General features: G+C 58.2%; 18 protein-coding genes. 12 read left to right on the top strand and 6 right to left on the bottom strand.

The genetic code is table 11. From position 1 onward, the window contains the following. The 8 genes from nuoJ (at nucleotide 1) to E4O98_RS10830 (ending at nucleotide 8,525) form a co-directional block, all read left to right on the top strand. Nucleotides 1–504, top strand: a complete 504-nt coding sequence (gene nuoJ / locus E4O98_RS10865) for an NADH-quinone oxidoreductase subunit J (protein ID WP_003174726.1) — start codon at nucleotides 1–3, stop codon at nucleotides 502–504. 2 nt (nucleotides 505–506) lie between these two features. Further along, nucleotides 507–815, top strand: coding sequence for an NADH-quinone oxidoreductase subunit NuoK (nuoK, locus tag E4O98_RS10860; protein WP_003174727.1), 309 nt, complete (start codon nucleotides 507–509; stop codon nucleotides 813–815). Then, nucleotides 812–2,665 carry an NADH-quinone oxidoreductase subunit L gene (gene nuoL / locus E4O98_RS10855; protein WP_248134977.1) on the top strand — a complete coding sequence of 618 codons (1,854 nt, stop codon included), beginning with the start codon at nucleotides 812–814 and terminating at the stop codon, nucleotides 2,663–2,665. Before nuoK ends, nuoL begins: the two co-directional genes overlap by 4 nt. A gap of 55 nt (nucleotides 2,666–2,720) precedes the next feature. Continuing rightward, nucleotides 2,721–4,253 carry an NADH-quinone oxidoreductase subunit M gene (nuoM, locus tag E4O98_RS10850; RefSeq protein ID WP_003232072.1) on the top strand — a complete coding sequence of 511 codons (1,533 nt, stop codon included), beginning with the start codon at nucleotides 2,721–2,723 and terminating at the stop codon, nucleotides 4,251–4,253. A 7-nt stretch (nucleotides 4,254–4,260) separates the two neighbouring features. Beyond that, nucleotides 4,261–5,724, top strand: a complete 1,464-nt coding sequence (gene nuoN, locus E4O98_RS10845; RefSeq protein WP_043046579.1) for an NADH-quinone oxidoreductase subunit NuoN — start codon at nucleotides 4,261–4,263, stop codon at nucleotides 5,722–5,724. 295 nt (nucleotides 5,725–6,019) lie between these two features. After that, nucleotides 6,020–6,334, top strand: a complete 315-nt coding sequence (locus E4O98_RS10840) for a hypothetical protein (protein WP_032880613.1) — start codon at nucleotides 6,020–6,022, stop codon at nucleotides 6,332–6,334. Between the two features lie 531 nt (nucleotides 6,335–6,865). Next, nucleotides 6,866–7,324 (top strand): carbamoyltransferase C-terminal domain-containing protein, encoded by a 459-nt coding sequence (locus E4O98_RS10835; protein WP_348984630.1) that lies wholly within the window; start codon nucleotides 6,866–6,868, stop codon nucleotides 7,322–7,324. Then, nucleotides 7,308–8,525 carry an MFS transporter gene (locus E4O98_RS10830; RefSeq protein ID WP_248134967.1) on the top strand — a complete coding sequence of 406 codons (1,218 nt, stop codon included), beginning with the start codon at nucleotides 7,308–7,310 and terminating at the stop codon, nucleotides 8,523–8,525. The genes E4O98_RS10835 and E4O98_RS10830 overlap by 17 nt, the downstream gene beginning before the upstream one ends. Before the next feature lie 151 nt (nucleotides 8,526–8,676). Here the strand turns inward: E4O98_RS10830 and E4O98_RS10825 are convergent, their stop codons facing one another. Together E4O98_RS10825 and E4O98_RS10820 are read right to left on the bottom strand one after the other, a co-directional pair. Next, nucleotides 8,677–9,429: an outer membrane beta-barrel protein gene (locus E4O98_RS10825; RefSeq protein ID WP_032880612.1), complete on the bottom strand. Its 753-nt coding sequence runs from the start codon at nucleotides 9,427–9,429 to the stop codon at nucleotides 8,677–8,679. Between the two features lie 125 nt (nucleotides 9,430–9,554). Then, nucleotides 9,555–10,388: an arylamine N-acetyltransferase gene (locus E4O98_RS10820; RefSeq protein ID WP_248134965.1), complete on the bottom strand. Its 834-nt coding sequence runs from the start codon at nucleotides 10,386–10,388 to the stop codon at nucleotides 9,555–9,557. A 120-nt stretch (nucleotides 10,389–10,508) separates the two neighbouring features. Here E4O98_RS10820 and E4O98_RS10815 point away from each other — a divergent pair, with 120 nt between their 5' ends. After that, nucleotides 10,509–10,745, top strand: a complete 237-nt coding sequence (locus tag E4O98_RS10815) for a DUF6555 family protein (protein WP_005789137.1) — start codon at nucleotides 10,509–10,511, stop codon at nucleotides 10,743–10,745. A gap of 30 nt (nucleotides 10,746–10,775) precedes the next feature. Here the strand turns inward: E4O98_RS10815 and E4O98_RS10810 are convergent, their stop codons facing one another. After that, nucleotides 10,776–10,970 (bottom strand): DUF6021 family protein, encoded by a 195-nt coding sequence (locus tag E4O98_RS10810; protein WP_005789138.1) that lies wholly within the window; start codon nucleotides 10,968–10,970, stop codon nucleotides 10,776–10,778. Nucleotides 10,971–10,982: 12 nt separating this feature from the next. Beyond that, nucleotides 10,983–11,162 carry a hypothetical protein gene (locus E4O98_RS10805; protein ID WP_103734494.1) on the bottom strand — a complete coding sequence of 60 codons (180 nt, stop codon included), beginning with the start codon at nucleotides 11,160–11,162 and terminating at the stop codon, nucleotides 10,983–10,985. Between the two features lie 115 nt (nucleotides 11,163–11,277). On the opposite strand from E4O98_RS10805, the gene E4O98_RS10800 reads away from it, so the two are divergent. Beyond that, on the top strand, nucleotides 11,278–11,799 hold the full coding sequence (locus tag E4O98_RS10800) for a DUF3087 family protein (protein ID WP_032880610.1): 522 nt from the start codon (nucleotides 11,278–11,280) through the stop codon (nucleotides 11,797–11,799). 29 nt (nucleotides 11,800–11,828) lie between these two features. Here E4O98_RS10800 and E4O98_RS10795 read toward each other — a convergent pair whose 3' ends face one another. Continuing rightward, a complete protein-coding gene (locus E4O98_RS10795) occupies nucleotides 11,829–12,689 on the bottom strand; it encodes a Dyp-type peroxidase (protein ID WP_032880609.1) in 861 nt (286 codons plus the stop codon). A gap of 138 nt (nucleotides 12,690–12,827) precedes the next feature. Here E4O98_RS10795 and E4O98_RS10790 point away from each other — a divergent pair, with 138 nt between their 5' ends. Next, a complete protein-coding gene (locus tag E4O98_RS10790) occupies nucleotides 12,828–14,444 on the top strand; it encodes an NADP-dependent glyceraldehyde-3-phosphate dehydrogenase (protein WP_103734491.1) in 1,617 nt (538 codons plus the stop codon). Between the two features lie 163 nt (nucleotides 14,445–14,607). Next, a complete protein-coding gene (locus E4O98_RS10785; RefSeq protein WP_248134956.1) occupies nucleotides 14,608–15,669 on the top strand; it encodes an FUSC family protein in 1,062 nt (353 codons plus the stop codon). A gap of 227 nt (nucleotides 15,670–15,896) precedes the next feature. Here E4O98_RS10785 and E4O98_RS10780 read toward each other — a convergent pair whose 3' ends face one another. Then, nucleotides 15,897–16,628 (bottom strand): TetR/AcrR family transcriptional regulator, encoded by a 732-nt coding sequence (locus E4O98_RS10780; RefSeq protein WP_032880606.1) that lies wholly within the window; start codon nucleotides 16,626–16,628, stop codon nucleotides 15,897–15,899. Nucleotides 16,629–16,647: the final 19 nt, after the last annotated feature.

Genomic DNA, 16,647 nt, shown 5'->3' with positions numbered 1-16,647 from the left:
ATGGAATTCGCTTTCTATTTCGCATCGGGTATTGCAGTGGTGTCCACGCTTCGCGTGATCACCAACACCAACCCCGTGCACGCCCTGCTCTACCTGATCATTTCGCTGATCGCCGTGGCCATGACCTTCTTCAGCCTCGGCGCACCGTTCGCCGGTGTACTGGAAGTGATCGCCTACGCCGGCGCCATCATGGTGCTGTTCGTGTTTGTGGTGATGATGCTCAACCTGGGGCCGGCTTCGGTCGCCCAGGAGCGTGTCTGGCTCAAGCCCGGCATCTGGCTCGGCCCGGTTGTCCTCGCAGCATTGCTGCTGGGTGAACTGCTGTATGTACTATTCGCTCACCAGAGCGGCCAGGCCATCGGCCACACCACCGTAGACGCCAAAGCCGTGGGCATCAGCCTGTTCGGCCCGTACCTGCTGGTGGTCGAACTGGCTTCGATGCTGCTGCTCGCCGCAGCCATCACCGCCTTCCACTTGGGCCGCAACGAAGCCAAGGAGCAATGACGATGCCTGCTATCCCTTTGGAGCATGGTCTGGCGGTCGCCGGCATCCTGTTCTGCCTTGGCCTGGTCGGCCTGATGGTGCGCCGTAACATTCTGTTCGTGTTGATGAGCCTGGAAATCATGATGAACGCCGCGGCACTGGCGTTCATCGTGGCGGGCGCACGTTGGGGCCAGCCGGATGGACAAGTCATGTTCATCCTGGTGATCAGCCTTGCAGCCGCCGAAGCCAGTATTGGCCTGGCGATCCTGCTGCAGCTGTATCGTCGCTTCCACACGCTTGATATCGACGCTGCCAGTGAGATGCGCGGATGAACATGATCTTTCTGACTTTCGTATTTCCCCTGATCGGTTTCCTGCTGCTGTCGTTCTCTCGCGGGCGCTGGTCGGAAAACCTCTCGGCCTTGATCGGCGTGGGCTCCATTGGCCTGTCGGCCATTGTGGCCGCCTACGTCATCTGGCAATTCAACGTGGCGCCGCCAGAAGGCGGTCACTACACCCTGGTGCTGTGGCAGTGGATGTCGGTGGAAGGCTTCAAGCCCAACTTCGCCCTCTACGTCGACGGCCTGTCGATCACCATGCTCGGCGTGGTGGTCGGTGTAGGCTTTTTGATCCACCTGTTCGCGTCCTGGTACATGCGCGGTGAAGCGGGCTACTCGCGCTTCTTCTCGTACACCAACCTGTTTATCGCCAGCATGTTGTTCCTGGTGCTCGGCGATAACCTGTTGTTCCTGTACTTCGGCTGGGAAGGCGTGGGCCTGTGCTCGTACCTGTTGATCGGTTTCTATTACAGCAACCGCAACAACGGCAATGCGGCACTCAAGGCATTTATCGTCACCCGTATCGGCGACGTGTTCATGGCCATTGGCCTGTTCATCCTGTTCCAACAGGTGGGCACGCTGAACATCCAGGAACTGCTGGTGCTGGCACCGCAGAAATTCCAGGTCGGCGACTTCTGGATCACCTTGGCGACCCTGATGCTGCTGGGCGGCGCCGTGGGTAAATCCGCGCAACTGCCGCTGCAAACCTGGCTGGCGGATGCGATGGCTGGCCCTACACCGGTTTCGGCACTGATCCACGCCGCAACCATGGTGACCGCCGGTGTCTACCTGATCGCCCGTACCCACGGCCTGTTCACCCTGGCACCGGACATCCTGCACCTGGTAGGCATCGTCGGTGGCGTGACCCTGGTACTGGCCGGCTTCGCCGCGCTGGTGCAAACCGACATCAAGCGTATCCTCGCCTACTCGACCATGAGCCAGATCGGCTACATGTTCCTGGCCCTGGGCGTTGGCGCCTGGGACGCGGCGATCTTCCACCTGATGACCCACGCGTTCTTCAAGGCGTTGCTGTTCCTCGCCTCCGGTGCGGTGATCGTCGCCTGCCACCACGAGCAGAACATCTTCAAGATGGGCGGCCTGTGGAAGAAACTGCCACTGGCCTACACCAGCTTCATCGTCGGTGGTGCCGCACTCGCAGCCCTGCCGTTGGTGACCGCCGGTTTCTACTCCAAGGACGAAATCCTCTGGGAAGCGTTTGCCAGCGGTAACCAGAACCTGCTCTACGCAGGCCTGGTGGGTGCGTTCATGACCTCGCTGTACACCTTCCGCCTGATCTTCATCACCTTCCACGGTGAAGCCAAGACCGAAGCACACGCAGGCCATGGCATCTCCCACTGGCTGCCACTGTCGGTGCTGATCATCCTGTCGACCTTCATCGGCGCCATGATCACTCCACCACTGGCCGGCGTATTGCCAGAAAGCGTCGGCCATGCCGGCGGCGCAGACAAGCACAGCCTGGAAATCGCCTCGGGCGCCATCGCCATCGCCGGTATCCTGCTGGCCGCCCTGCTGTTCCTCGGCAAGCGTCGCTTCGTGACCGCTGTGGCCAACAGTGGCATCGGGCGCTTCCTGTCGGCCTGGTGGTTCGCTGCCTGGGGCTTCGATTGGCTCTACGACAAACTGTTCGTCAAGCCATACCTCGCCATCAGCCATGTACTGCGCAAAGACCCGCTCGACCAGACCATCGGTTTGATCCCGCGCGCCGCCAAGGCCGGTCACACAGCCCTGAGCCGCAGCGAGACTGGCCAACTGCGTTGGTATGCAGCGTCCATGGCGGCCGGTGCCGTGCTGGTGATCGGCGCCATCGTCGTGGTAGCGGTCTGACTATGTTTAAGTGCACTGCGTACTTTGCAAACTTGCGAAAGGAAACGAGCCCGTCATGATTCTGCCCTGGCTAATCCTGATCCCCTTTATCGGCGGCCTGCTCTGCTGGATGGGTGAACGCTTCGGCGCCACCCTCCCCCGCTGGATTGCGTTGCTGACCATGTCCCTGGAACTCGCACTCGGCCTCTGGCTGTGGGCCCATGGTGACTATTCATTCGCTCCGGCACCGGGTGTCGATCCGACCTTCGCGCTTGAATTCAAGCACGTGTGGATCCAGCGCTTCGGCATCAATGTGCACCTGGCCCTCGACGGCCTGTCGCTGTTGATGATCCTGCTGACCGGCCTGCTGGGTATCCTCTCGGTACTCTGCTCCTGGAAAGAGATCCAGCGTCACGTGGGCTTCTTCCACCTGAACCTGATGTGGATCCTGGGCGGCGTGGTCGGCGTGTTCCTGGCGCTGGACCTGTTCATGTTCTTCTTCTTCTGGGAAATGATGCTGGTGCCGATGTACTTCCTCATCGCGCTCTGGGGTCACAGTTCTTCGGACGGCAAGAAAACCCGGATCTACGCGGCGACCAAGTTCTTCATCTTCACCCAGGCTTCCGGCCTGATCATGTTGGTGGCGATCCTGGGCCTGGTCCTGGTCAACTTCAACAGCACCGGCGTGATTACGTTCAACTACGCCGACCTGTTGAAAACCAAGATGTCGCTGACCACCGAGTACATCCTGATGCTCGGCTTCTTCATCGCCTTCGCGGTGAAGCTGCCAGTGGTGCCGTTTCACTCCTGGTTGCCTGACGCTCACGCCCAGGCGCCGACTGCCGGTTCCGTGGACCTGGCCGGTATCCTGTTGAAGACGGCGGCCTACGGCCTGCTGCGTTTCGCCCTGCCGCTGTTCCCGAATGCCTCGGCCGAGTTCGCGCCGATCGCCATGACCCTGGGTCTGATCGGGATCTTCTACGGTGCGTTCCTGGCCTTCGCGCAAACCGACATCAAGCGCCTGATTGCCTTCTCGTCCGTTTCCCACATGGGTTTCGTACTGATCGGCATCTACTCCGGCAGCCAACTGGCGCTGCAAGGCGCAGTGATCCAGATGTTGGCCCACGGTGTTTCGGCCGCTGCCCTGTTTATCCTCAGTGGTCAGTTGTACGAGCGCCTGCACACCCGTGACATGCGTGAAATGGGTGGCGTGTGGTCGCGCATTGCTTATCTGCCGGCGATCAGCCTGTTCTTCGCCGCTGCATCCCTGGGCTTGCCGGGGACCGGTAACTTCATCGGCGAATTCCTGATCCTGATGGGTGCCTTTGTACAGACGCCGTGGATCAGCGCCATTGCTACCTCCGGCCTGGTGTTTGGTTCGGTTTACTCGCTGATCATGATCCACCGCGCCTACTTCGGCCCGGCCAAGTCCGACACCGTCCTGCAAGGGATGGATGCTCGCGAACTGATCATGGTGCTCGGCCTTGCGGTACTGCTGATCTACATCGGCGTGTACCCGCAACCGTTCCTGGACACTTCTGCCGCAACGATGCATGGCGTGCAGCAGTGGTTCGGCACCGCCTTCTCTCAACTCGCTTCGGCCCGGTAAGAGCGCTATGGAATTCACGATCCAACACTTTATCGCGCTTGCGCCGCTGCTGATTACCAGCCTCACCATCGTGGTGGTGATGCTGGCAATCGCCTGGCGCCGCAATCACTCGCAAACGTTCCTGCTGTCCTGCGCGGGGTTGAACCTGGCCCTGCTGTCGATCATCCCGGCCCTCAAGGTCGCGCCACTGGCGGTCACGCCATTGATGATGGTCGATGACTTCGCGTTGCTGTACATCGCCCTGATCCTGGTGGCGACCCTGGCCTGCGTCACCCTCGCCCACGCCTACCTCGGCGAAGGCGGCACCGGCTACCCGGGTAACAAGGAAGAGCTGTACCTGCTGATCCTGCTGGCTGCGGCCGGCGGTATCGTGCTGGTCAGCGCGCAGCACCTGGCCGGCTTGTTCATCGGCCTGGAACTGCTGTCGATCCCGACCTACGGCCTGGTGGCCTACGCCTTCTTCAACAAGCGCTCCCTGGAAGCCGGTATCAAGTACATGGTGCTGTCGGCCGCCGGTTCCGCGTTCCTGTTGTTCGGTATGGCCCTGCTCTACGCCGAAGCCGGCAGCCTGAGCTTCACCGGTATCGGCCAGGCCCTGGCCGCCACCAACAGCCCGGCGCCGATTGCCCAGCTGGGCCTGGCGATGATGCTGATCGGCCTGGCGTTCAAGCTGTCGCTGGTGCCGTTCCACTTGTGGACCCCAGACGTGTACGAAGGCGCCCCGGCGCCGGTGGCCGCGTTCCTGGCGACTGCGTCGAAGGTGGCGGTGTTTGCGGTGATGGTGCGTCTGTTCCAGATCTCGCCTGCCGCCAACACCGGCGTGCTGAGCAACGTGCTGACCGTAATCGCCATTGCGTCGATCCTGTTCGGTAACCTGCTGGCGCTGACCCAGAACAACCTCAAGCGTCTGCTGGGTTACTCGTCCATCGCCCACTTCGGCTACCTGCTGATCGCCCTGGTGGCGAGCAAGGGCCTGGCCGTGGAAGCCATCGGCGTGTACTTGGTCACTTACGTGATCACCAGCCTCGGCGCATTCGGCGTGATCACGCTGATGTCCTCGCCTTACAAAGGCCGTGACGCCGATGCCCTGTACGAATACCGCGGCCTGTTCTGGCGCCGTCCGTACCTGACTGCCGTGCTGACCGTAATGATGCTGTCCCTGGCCGGCATTCCGCTGACCGCGGGCTTTATCGGCAAGTTCTACATTGTCGCAACCGGTGTTGAAGCCCACGAGTGGTGGTTGGTAGCGTCCCTGGTACTGGGCAGCGCCATCGGCGTGTTCTACTACCTGCGCGTGATGGTCACCCTGTACCTGATCGAGCCAAACCTGCGCCGTGTGGATGCCGAGCTGCATTGGGAACAGAAAGCCGGTGGCGTGATGCTGCTGGCCATCGCCCTGCTCGCGTTCTTCCTGGGCGTGTACCCGCAACCGTTGCTCACCCTGGTGCAGCATGCGGTGTTGGGGGTTTGATCGCTTAGATTGATGCAGTCAACAGAACGGCGCCTTTGGGCGCCGTTTTGCGTTTTCAGGGCAAGGGTAGGTGCTCTAGTCACCAAATGTATTGACTGCCCCGCCGCCTTCGCGAGCAAGCCCGCTCCCACATTTGGATCGAGGAGCGTCAGTTGGATGCTCATGGGCTCAACGCGGTCCCATGCCACGCTAGCATCGCGAATGGTCTGACCCGATATACAGCGACAGCTGACATCGCGCTCCGTCCTGCTTTCGTAAAGTGATCAATTCATACGCAACCTACGTAGTGATCAGCATGAAACGCACTATTGCTTCAGAGTTAATCGAAGGCTTCGACGCCCTGGCCGACGAACGCCAGGGCAAAATCACCCTGCGCGCCCACAAAGTCCACCTCAACAAACTGGCACCGCTTACCGCAAACGAGGTGATCGCCGTGCGCCAGCAACTCAACCTCTCCCGGTCGGTATTCGCCATGTACTTGCGTACGAACATCCGGACCCTGGAAAACTGGGAACAAGGCCGGGCCAAACCCAACGCCCAGGCGGTCACCCTGATCCGCCTGGTCGCGCGCTTTCCGGAAACCGTGGCACAACTTGCTGCACTGGGCTGACCTGCGAAAGCATCGAGTAGTAGGCTGCTTCCATTGACGCCACAGCACACAGCGGAGTTTGTGTCGTACCCTTGCCGGGTGTGTAGAGGACTTTCACCTCCAAGTCATTCGACTCACCACCATAGTGAGTCGAACAGCACCAGGCATGGCGGTTTCGGCCGCAAGCGTAAACGCCAGATGCAGATCAATATCAACGTAGGCATTCCATACGCCGCATTTGGTGTCCTCGACTAAACGCTTCTAGCGTTGAGCACCCGCGAAGAAAAATATGTGAACCACAACGACAACGGAACGTCGGCTTATATGCAACTGGATATTACAGTCTTGTATATGAACCAATACTTTTAGAAATCAACGATGGAGCGAAATGTAGGAAATGCCAATCAGACCGATCCGATAAATGCCTGGAAAAACACAGGAAGACTCAACTGAAAAATAATACAGCTCAAGAAATAATATTGACAATCACAATAGACGCTCATACGGTTTAAGTGCATCACAAATCTGCGAAGGCAATAATCCTGAGAAACTATATATGAGACGAGTAATTTTGCGGCGCCCTACCCTAGAGAAAACCTCATTAGATTGAATAAAATCAAGAAGCGCGAGGGGTTTCGACCCATTGCGCCTATATGCTTAGAAGAATGTATGGCTGAATACTTTCGCCCGTCCAACCCCTCCCCTTTCATGCTGGAATTTCGAAAAGTTATTTCATCTAAAATTCCAGCCGTGACGCACGTTGATAACTCAGCGCGCCCTCAATCAGTCAATAAATCGCAGAATCTTCGTATGCATCAGTTACTGAGCGCCTATCGTGATATATCAGGAGTCGGCGTACTTTGTAACACGCCCCTAAACTTTAACGGCCGCGGTTTTATAAATAGGTTGAGCGACCTGTATCGATTCGCCAGTGAACATGGACTCGACGGCTTCGTGTTTGAAGACAAGCTTTTTCTCAATTCAGATCGGCATGATGAAAACGTCAAGTAAGCTTATTTACGTGCAAGCGCTATCCAGCCTATCACTATGGCTTGATATTTTTTTGATCTTCACGGTTCCCGTCTATCTATGGCATGCATCTCCTTCATCGATAGCGTTCCTGGCTTTTTGCCTGGGTGCCCCAATGTTGTTTCTTGGCCCTATCGTTGGAACGCTGATAGATCGACATGACGCAAGGAAGACACTATTATTTGGTGCCATACTGCGCACACTATCTACTGTAGCACTCGCAGTGTCTCCAGACCTTCAGAGCTTTTTGTTTTTGGTTTTATTCAAAGGCGTGTCAAACCTATTTTACTTCCCTTCGATAACCATCATGGTTCGACAACTGATACTTGCCGAAGAGCGCAAATCATTTTTCAGTCACGTCAGTGTATTTGATCAATCCTCCAAAATTCTTGCACCATTACTTGCAGGTGTGTTAACGGCAGTATTATCACCTAAGGATTTATTCTTTTTGTCGGCTGCCGCCACTTCATTAACCTTTCCACTCCTAAGGTCTATTTGCCTGGCATTCCGAACGCAAATTAATGACTCCTCTACGAAAACCCTTCCACTCTATCGCGACATAACAAGAGGACTTTCTATTTTCAAAGCCTTGCCCTTTCAACTACGCATAGGCTTTTTATACTCCCTACTGACATCGCTGGCTTTAGGAATTTACGACCCGCATTTGGCGTCCTTTCTAGCCTACGAAGGCTTACCTCCAGTTAATTTTTCAGTGATCGTTTCCGCAACCGCCGGAGGCGCGATATGTGCCGCACTGTTGATGAAGTTCAAATTGACCAATATCGATGAGATCCTACTTCGATCACATGCATTATTTATTTTTTCTGCAGCATTAATCCTGACCGCCATTTTAGTATTTTTCCAAGTACCTGGAAGAGCCTATCTCTATCCGCTGATTTGGTTTGTGAATGGTTTAAGTTATGAGTTATTAATCATATCGTCCAATATAATACTTCAACAATTATGCCCTTCTGATAATATCGGAAGAGTATCCATGTCTTTCAGAAGCATCCAAATGCTATGCATTATAATTGGACCTTCTTTAGGGACAGTGCTAATAATTGCAGGCGGTCGCCCAGCCCCTTTTGTTGTGGCTGCATGCTTGGCTTTTTTAACTGCATCAGTATCAATTGCGCTCTATCTATATTTGTATAAAAAACAAGCACATACACCTGTCAGTTAGTGCCGAATCAAACGATCACCCAGTGAATCCCCTATTACTTTAAGTTACCTAATCAAGTCCAAGATCGAGTAGGCTTGCGCGCAACGCGCCATGCCTGGCCCACCCAAAAAACGCCCCGAGAATTCGGGGCGTTTTTTGCAGTACAACAGCGTCAGAATGCAATACCGACCTTGAAGCCGTATTCGTCACGCTTGAGCTTGGTGTTGTCGGCCACATAGGAGTCGTCGTCGAGCTTGTACTCGGTGCGGGTGTAGTACAGGCCCGCCATCACTGGCAGGTCGCCCTTCTGGTTCATCAGCAGGCTGACTTCAGCATAGGGGTTGGTGCGGTCCTTGAGGTCCACGCTGTCGCTGCCAACGCCGTCTACCTTGAGTTTGGCACGGCCATCGATGGTGTGACGGGCGCCGGCTTCAACGCGCAGCGTCATGTCATCGAACTGGTGGTTGTAGCCCAGCGCAGCCTTGGCGAACGGCGACTTGTTGGTCAGCTTCATATCGTAGCCATTGGTGTCCGGCTCATAGCGGGTCCAGGTGTAGCCACCGCCTACGATCACGTCGACGAAGTTGCGCGCATCCAGCGCGGCACGCCAGCCGAGGTCAAGGTCGGCCTGGCCTTCCTTGAGCTTGTTGTCGCTTTTTTCGCCGTACTTGGCTTCGATACCGGCCTGGTAGATGAAGCCGGACTCGGCGGTGAGCTTGTTGCCGAAGTTATAGAACAGGCCCGCTTCAGGCATGTGGTCCTTGTCGCTTTCGCTACCGCCTTCCAGCTTGAAGTCGTTGTAGCTGCCCAGGATCCCGAACGTGGAGATCGGGTCGGTGGAAGGTGCAGCGAACACCACGCCAGGCGCAGCGACCAGGGCCAGCAACGAGGTGTTCTTGAGAAATTTTCCGAATAGTTTGGACATCGTTTTACATCTCCATTTTAAGGTGGGCAAAGTATTCAGGAATCGGTTCGAACCTTGGCGTTTGCAAAAAGTTCGAACGGATTTGCACCAAAATGGAGAAAAAACGGTTCAGCGAAGGCTCTATCTCAATATTCTTCAGGATTCGTGCGGATAAGGCTTTCAACGGCTTCGCGAAGTCGAGGCTGATCCGGCAGCTGAATCCCGAACGTGGCGTGCAATAGCGCCAGCAACTCGTCGGCGCTTTGAAGCGTGCGCTTTTCACTGGGCCGATCCAGGTAATGAAGCGCATAGTGGGCGTTGGCCAAGGTATGACGTTTACCGGGGGCAAGCAGCGCAGCCTTCAACTGCCCAACGAACGGCGACCCCGGGTGCGTGGAGACGTACCAGTTGCCGATTTCGTAGTCGATATCTGCCTGCACTTGCAGATCGAACACGTACAAGCCGCGCCACTCTTCACCGACCTGGGCCCACAATGTGTAGCTGCCCTGATTGCATGTCAGGCGAAAAGGCTCATGGGCAGTGGCCTGGGGCGCTTCGTTGTCCAGTTGCAACGGGCTGCTGGGGACCATGCCCCCGAAACCGACATCGGTGATATAGCGCACGCCGTCGAGGGTCACCAGGCTCAGACGGTGAGTACGGCCGGTGTGGGCGTCCGGTGGCCCGCCAATCACCACACGACCGGTAATGCCGCGAGCCTCATAGCCCAGCTCCTGCAACAAGGCCAGGAACAGCTGGTTCAACTCATAACAATAGCCGCCGCGTCCTTGGTGCAACACCTTCTGTGTGACGCTTTGCAGGTCAATCGGCACCGGCGCGTGCATCAGGGTCGACAGGCTTTCAAAGGCAAAGGTGCAGACATGGCGCAGCTGCAAGTCCCGCAGGGTCTGCAAGGTGGGTGCCGATGGCGAGGCATAGCCCAGGCGTTGCAGGTACAGGCGGCTATCCGTGGGTGTGAGCATGGCGCGATCCTCGGGCGCAGGGCAAGAGCGTCACTATGCCGCGCCACTGCGTACGTTGTCATTTTGAATGAACCTTTTAGAACGCTGGCCTATCCATCTATAACAAGACAGGGAGGCAACATGAGTACCGCAAAAATCTACACCATCCACTATCAGCTACACGGTAAACCCAAGTCTTTCGTGGTGCGCGCCGAGGTGATGAATAACGCCGAAGCCTGGCACTGGGCGGCCGTTGATGCCGACATTGCCCATGTCAGCCGCATCGGCCGCGTCGGTCACGAGCAAGTGAAAAAAACCACCCGGCCCTGGGCGGAAAAATACGGCATCACCGACGTCAGTTGGACCCCACCCAAATAAACAAAGCCCCGCACGACGGCGGGGCTCGGTTCACTTCTTCAAGTCGCCCAACGGATCGTAGGGCGGCTTTTTCTCAGATGACTTTTTCTCATCCAGCGGCGCAATAGCCGGACCTACCGGGTCGACCTGAGGGTCGGCCACATCTGGCGAGTCCGGGTCGAAACCCAGCTCATCCTTGCCACTGGCGTGCTCGTTGGAGTGGGGACCATCGGTACGTTTGTTCATCACAGACTCCTGCTAAAGCGGGCGCGCTTTGTCGTGGAGGTTTTCCAGGTCTTGTTCGACGTGCTCGACATCGTTGTCGGGGCCACGCTCTTTGGGATCGTTGGGGCGCAAAGCATTGTTGTCGCGCTCCTCCTCACCCGGCGTGCGGTTCGGATCCGGTGTACCTGGCGGTGGCTGCTTGTGTTCAGACATGATGGCTTACCTCATGAGGGGCTTCACAGGTTTAGAGAAACCGTGCGCAGTCATCGTTCAACTTCATTGCTGCAAGCATGAGAAGATGACCGCCCTTTCTGGAGACCTGACCCGGATGTTCGAGCTCAAACCCTGCGACCCTGTCACCTACCGTCAACAGACCCGCCGCAGCACGCTGATAGTGGCCGTGCTGTTCCTGGCCCTGGCCATGCTGCTGTCGAGCCTCGCGGTGATGCTGTTCGGTGAGCCTGGGGGGGACAACTTTCGCTTCAATGTCGGCGGTGTATTTGCCGGGGTGTTGATCACCGTCGCACTGGTGCGTGGCCCGTTCTGGTCCCAGCCCTGGCTGGCGCCGGCGGTGTATGGCTGGCAACTCAAGCGCAGCCTGATGAGCGTGACCAACGTAATGCACAAGGTCACCGAGCGGGTACAAGCCAACGACCCGGCCGCCATCAAACTGTTGCGTTTCTATCACATGGGGCTGACGCAAATGCATGAGCTGGATGCCAACTCCAGCGCCCAGGCGCAACTGGTCGGCGAGATCGACGCACACAAGACCAAGATGCACGCACTGGGGATCGATACCGAACAAACCCGGCTTGACCCCGCGTGGCTGGAAACGCTCAAAAGCGCTTGAGGCGTACGTCAGGGAGCAGGCAAAGGTCGTTAAAAAACCAAACTCAGGTCCAGACGCCCTTCCCTGACCGGGGGACACCAGTAATAGCCACCAGTCAATGGCTTACTGATGCGATACAAACCATCGACAATCCCATCCTCCAACCCGCTCATACGCCGAAGCTGCGCCTCAAACGCATCGAAGGAATGGCCAAACGCGAGGAACATCAATCCTGCCTGGCCATTCTCGGCCCAAGGCATCGAGCGTCGCACCACGAAGGCTTCCGGGGTGAAGCTTTCCTGGGCTGTGCGCTTGGTGTGGGCCGATTCCGGAGCGTCGTCGAGCTCTTCGTTGTCGCCATGGCGTCGGCCGATGATGTGATCACGCTCCTGGGCAGGCAACGCGGCGAACCCGTCGAGGTCGTGCTGCCATTGCTGGATAGCGGCAAAGCTGGCACCGCTGTCGGTCAAGGCGGCCTCCACGGCGGCATCGTCGTGAGGGTTTTCGGTGCCGTCTTCGTAGTCGGTCAGGTCAAAACCGGTCTTGTAGCGGAAGCCTTCAGTCGATTGCACCAGGCGAAACGCCGGGGCCAGGGCTTTCTCGATGGCACGACTACGCAGCAGCAACTCGCCACGATCCACCCCATGCAGCCATACCCACAGCGCCTGTTGAGTCGAAGGGTTGTCAGCGCCAGGGCCGCTGACGGCGGGGAATGCACGCAGCCCTTCAATTTCGGCGCCCAGCGCCTTTACCAGCGGTTCACCGAAACCGACCACGGCCGCCGCATCCGTCAACTGCACCAGCGCGTCCAGCGCCGCGGGCACGGCTTGCAGGGAATCGAGGGCGAAAAACAGATGGCGGGCCTGCAAAGGCACCGGTGCGGCAAGAATGCCCGGCTGGTACTGACTCATGTGAACTCCTTCTGAAAAGCCGCGCAGTTTACCCGGCGCGCACCGCGCTGCGAACAACAATGCGCGTAAGCCTTGCCTTAGAGCCGCTAGTTGGGTGACTCTCTAGTCATGTTTTGCAACTATTCCAGGGGTAGCGACATGACCACCAGCAACCTGCTCGCCCAGCTGTTTCCCACTTCCGTCACCCAGATTCCCGAGCAATTTCGCCTGGCGGCGCCCATTGAGCAGCGTGATTACCTGGTCGATGGCCAGCTGCGGGTGTGGAACGGCCCGCTCGCTCGCGTGCAAAGCCCGGTGCAACTGGGCGATGAGCGCGTGCATATCGGCAGCACGCCATTGCTGGATGCCGACACCGCCCTCACCGCCCTGGATGCCGCCGTGCGTGCCTATGACCGTGGCCAGGGTGAGTGGCCGACAATGCGCGTTGTCGAACGTATCCAGCACGTCGAGGCATTTTTGCGGCGTATGCGCGAACAGCGCGATGCGGTGGTGAAGCTGCTGATGTGGGAAATCGGCAAGAACCTCAAGGACTCGCAGAAAGAATTCGACCGCACCTGCGACTACATCACCGACACCATCAACGCCCTCAAGGAACTCGACCGCCGCAGCAGCCGCTTCGAGCTGGAACAGGACACACTCGGGCAAATCCGCCGCGTACCGCTGGGCGTGGCGCTGTGCATGGGGCCTTACAACTACCCGTTGAACGAGACCTTCACCACGCTGATCCCGGCGTTGATCATGGGCAATACCGTGGTGTTCAAGCCGGCCAAGCTTGGTGTGCTGTTGATCCGCCCCTTGCTGGAGGCGTTCCGCGACAGCTTCCCGGCCGGGGTGATCAACGTCATCTACGGCAGCGGCCGCGAAACCGTGAGCGCGCTGATGGCCAGCGGCAAGATCGATATCTTCGCGTTTATCGGCACCAACAAGGCTGCCAGCGACTTGAAAAAACTGCACCCCAAGCCACACCGCTTGCGTGCTGCGCTGGGGCTGGATGCGAAGAACCCCGGGATCGTGCTGCCCGAGGTGGATCTGGATAACGCGGTGAGTGAAGCGGTCACCGGTTCGTTGTCGTTCAACGGCCAGCGTTGCACTGCGTTGAAGATCCTGTTCGTGCATGAAGATGTCGTCGATAGCTTTATCGAGAAATTCAACACCAAACTCGCGACGCTCAAGCCCGGTATGCCCTGGGAAGACGGCGTGGCGCTGACGCCACTGCCGGAAGTGGGCAAGGTGGATTACCTCAACGAACTGGTGGCCGATGCCGCCCGACACGGCGCCCAGGTGGTCAATAGCGAGGGCGGCAGCAGCCGTGGTTCGTTCTTCTATCCGGCGGTGCTGTACCCGGTGAACCCGCAGATGCGCGTGTACCACGAAGAGCAATTCGGCCCGGTGGTGCCGATCGTGCCCTACCGCGACCTGGAGACCGTGATCGACTACGTGCTGGACTCGGACTTCGGCCAGCAGTTGAGCATTTTCGGTACCAACCCCGTCGAGGTCGGGCGCCTGGTAGACACCTTCGCCAACCAGGTCGGTCGCATCAATATCAACGCCCAGTGCCAGCGCGGGCCGGACACCTTTCCGTTCAACGGGCGCAAGAACTCGGCCGAAGGCACGCTGTCGGTGCATGACGCCTTGCGCGTGTTTTCGATCCGCACCCTGGTGGCGACCAAGTTCCAGGAGAGTAACAAGGCGTTGGTCAGCGATATCCTGCGCAACCGTGACTCGAGCTTCCTGACGACCGACTACATTTTCTGAAGCCAACCCCGTTCCAATGTGCAGACAGGTCAGTGTGGGAGCTGGCTTGCCTGCGATGCCGGCGCCTCGGTCTTTCAGTCAGGTCGCGGTGATGCTATCGCAGGCAAGCCAGCTCCCACATTGAGTCGAGCACATTCATACATTTGAGGCCACTTCAATACCGATGAACCTGCCCATTTTTGCCCGGCGCCTGCTGCGCCCCCTGCTCGACCCGTACCGGCGCTTTCGCCACGCCAAGCTGATCCACGCCGCGCGCGTATCCGTCGGTTTGCTGGCGACCATCCTGCTCACCAGCGGCCTGAACCTGCCCCACGGCGAATGGGCATCGGTGACCATGCTGATCGTGATCGGCGGCTTGCAGCACCATGGCAATATCGGCAAAAAAGCCGTGGAGCGCGCTTACGGCACCTTGATCGGCGCCAGCGTCGGTTTACTGCTGGTGGTGCAACAGGCTTACTTCGGCCTGCCGCTGTTGACCTATCTGTTGATGTCGGTGGTGTGCGGGTTCTTTTCCTACCATGCCATCGGCAAGGGCGGTTACATCGCGCTGCTGTCGGCGATCACGGTGTTTATCGTTGCCGGCCACGGGGACAATCCGATCTCTGATGGCTTGTGGCGCACCGTCGATATCCTGATCGGCATCGTACTGGCCCTGGCCTTCTCCTTCGCCCTGCCACTGTATGCGGTGTACTCATGGCGCTACAACCTGGCCAGTGCATTGCGTGATTGCGCGCAGATCTACAGCCGCATCATCGGTGGCCAATCGGTGACCGATGATGAACACCTCAAGCTGCTCAACCGCCTGAATGCAGCAATGTTGCAACTGCGCTCGTTGATGCCATCGGTGTCCAAGGAAGTGCGGGTCTCCATGACCGAACTGGACGCGATCCAGCGTCACCTGCGCATGTGCATCAGTACCCTGGAGATTCTCGGCAATACCCGGCCAGACCCGCGCGACAAGCAGGCCACGGCGCGGATGCAGGTGATGCTCAAGGCCGAGCACCGGCAGATTCGAGTGCAGTTGGTGGGAATGGCGCGGGCGTTGAAGTCGGGGGTGACGGAGCGGTTGGAGCGTAGCAGTTACGCCACAGGCAGTGAGCCTGCGCTGGATGCGCCGGTTTACAGTGCGTTGGATGGGTATCGACTATTGACCTTGCAACTGGCGGCGAACGTGGATCAGATGCGTCAACGGCTTGCCAAAGGTGCCGCACGCTGGAAGATTTAGCGACAGCTGGACGGGAGCTTTACGCACATCGACACATTCACACTTTCTCTTACATATTTTTCACGATTTGTTCACATCCCAGAACGTAGGGTAAAGCCTCATCCGTTACAAACGTTGCATATCAAGCCCGCCGCCCCAGCGGGCTTTTTTTTGCCTGGGTTTTGCCTAGGCCACCCGAGTCGGTAGGAGCGAGCTTGCTCGCTCCTGCAAGGGGTCGGGGATTGGCTTCAGCGTGTGGCCTGTTCGCGAATGGCGCGCTGAGTCTCCAGCACCTTGGCCAGCGCCGTCTCAGCCTCGGCACTCTGCTGTGGCACTCGAATCGCCGCCGACACCAAGGTAATCAACTTCGCCATCACCTCCGCATCCGTCGCCGGTCGGCCCAGGCTCATGGAGTTCATCAGCAGGCGCAGTTCGGTGCCGGCCATGACCCCGGAAATCGCCTTGAGGGCAAATTGCAGGCGTACGCCCAGCTCATTGCGCGGCAGGTCTGGCAGGGCCAGGGCGAAGGCTTCGAAGAAGCGCTGGAACACCGGCTGGTAATGCACCTTGAGGTATTCCTGGATAAACGGCGAGGTGTCGCTGTAGACCCGGCCAAGGAAGCGAATGAACGAGCGCCCTTCCCCGCTGGCCGGGTCGCTGCGCTCCAGGCCCATGGCTGGGGCAAACAGCACGCCCAGCAGCGTGTCGCAATCCAGCGGGCCGTCGGATTCGGCTTCACAGCGCGCCAGCAGTTCCAGGCGCTGCTCGTTGAGCGGCTCCAGGCGTTGCATCAGCAGGGTTTTCATCAGGGAGTCCTTGTCCCCGAAGTGGTAGTTCACCGCCGCCAGGTTGACCTGGGCGCGTTCGGTTATCTGGCGTAGCAACACGGCGTCGTAGCCGTACTTGATGAAGAGGGCCTCTGTCGCATCCAGCAATCGAGTCTTGGTAACGTTTGGAGCGCTGAGTTTCTTCGCGACCATAAGGGTTCCACGGCGGAAA

The sequence above is a fragment of the Pseudomonas sp. W2Jun17 genome (assembly GCF_023127795.1).
In the GTDB taxonomy this organism is placed as follows: Bacteria; Pseudomonadota; Gammaproteobacteria; order Pseudomonadales; family Pseudomonadaceae; genus Aquipseudomonas; species Aquipseudomonas synxantha_A.
Note: the sequence above shows the minus strand (reverse complement) of the source record. Positions and strands in the feature narration are given on the sequence as shown.

Coding starts and splice junctions, on each gene's coding strand:
- E4O98_RS10825 (WP_032880612.1), bottom strand. CDS start 9,429: ATGTCCAAACTATTCGGAAAATTTCTCAAGAACACCTCGTTGCTGGCC.
- E4O98_RS10805 (WP_103734494.1), bottom strand. CDS start 11,162: ATGTCTGAACACAAGCAGCCACCGCCAGGTACACCGGATCCGAACCGC.
- E4O98_RS10840 (WP_032880613.1), top strand. CDS start 6,020: ATGAAACGCACTATTGCTTCAGAGTTAATCGAAGGCTTCGACGCCCTG.
- E4O98_RS10820 (WP_248134965.1), bottom strand. CDS start 10,388: ATGCTCACACCCACGGATAGCCGCCTGTACCTGCAACGCCTGGGCTAT.
- E4O98_RS10830 (WP_248134967.1), top strand. CDS start 7,308: ATGAAAACGTCAAGTAAGCTTATTTACGTGCAAGCGCTATCCAGCCTA.
- nuoM (WP_003232072.1), top strand. CDS start 2,721: ATGATTCTGCCCTGGCTAATCCTGATCCCCTTTATCGGCGGCCTGCTC.
- E4O98_RS10810 (WP_005789138.1), bottom strand. CDS start 10,970: ATGAACAAACGTACCGATGGTCCCCACTCCAACGAGCACGCCAGTGGC.
- nuoK (WP_003174727.1), top strand. CDS start 507: ATGCCTGCTATCCCTTTGGAGCATGGTCTGGCGGTCGCCGGCATCCTG.
- E4O98_RS10785 (WP_248134956.1), top strand. CDS start 14,608: ATGAACCTGCCCATTTTTGCCCGGCGCCTGCTGCGCCCCCTGCTCGAC.
- nuoL (WP_248134977.1), top strand. CDS start 812: ATGAACATGATCTTTCTGACTTTCGTATTTCCCCTGATCGGTTTCCTG.
- nuoN (WP_043046579.1), top strand. CDS start 4,261: ATGGAATTCACGATCCAACACTTTATCGCGCTTGCGCCGCTGCTGATT.
- E4O98_RS10815 (WP_005789137.1), top strand. CDS start 10,509: ATGAGTACCGCAAAAATCTACACCATCCACTATCAGCTACACGGTAAA.
- nuoJ (WP_003174726.1), top strand. CDS start 1: ATGGAATTCGCTTTCTATTTCGCATCGGGTATTGCAGTGGTGTCCACG.
- E4O98_RS10795 (WP_032880609.1), bottom strand. CDS start 12,689: ATGAGTCAGTACCAGCCGGGCATTCTTGCCGCACCGGTGCCTTTGCAG.
- E4O98_RS10790 (WP_103734491.1), top strand. CDS start 12,828: ATGACCACCAGCAACCTGCTCGCCCAGCTGTTTCCCACTTCCGTCACC.
- E4O98_RS10800 (WP_032880610.1), top strand. CDS start 11,278: ATGTTCGAGCTCAAACCCTGCGACCCTGTCACCTACCGTCAACAGACC.
- E4O98_RS10780 (WP_032880606.1), bottom strand. CDS start 16,628: ATGGTCGCGAAGAAACTCAGCGCTCCAAACGTTACCAAGACTCGATTG.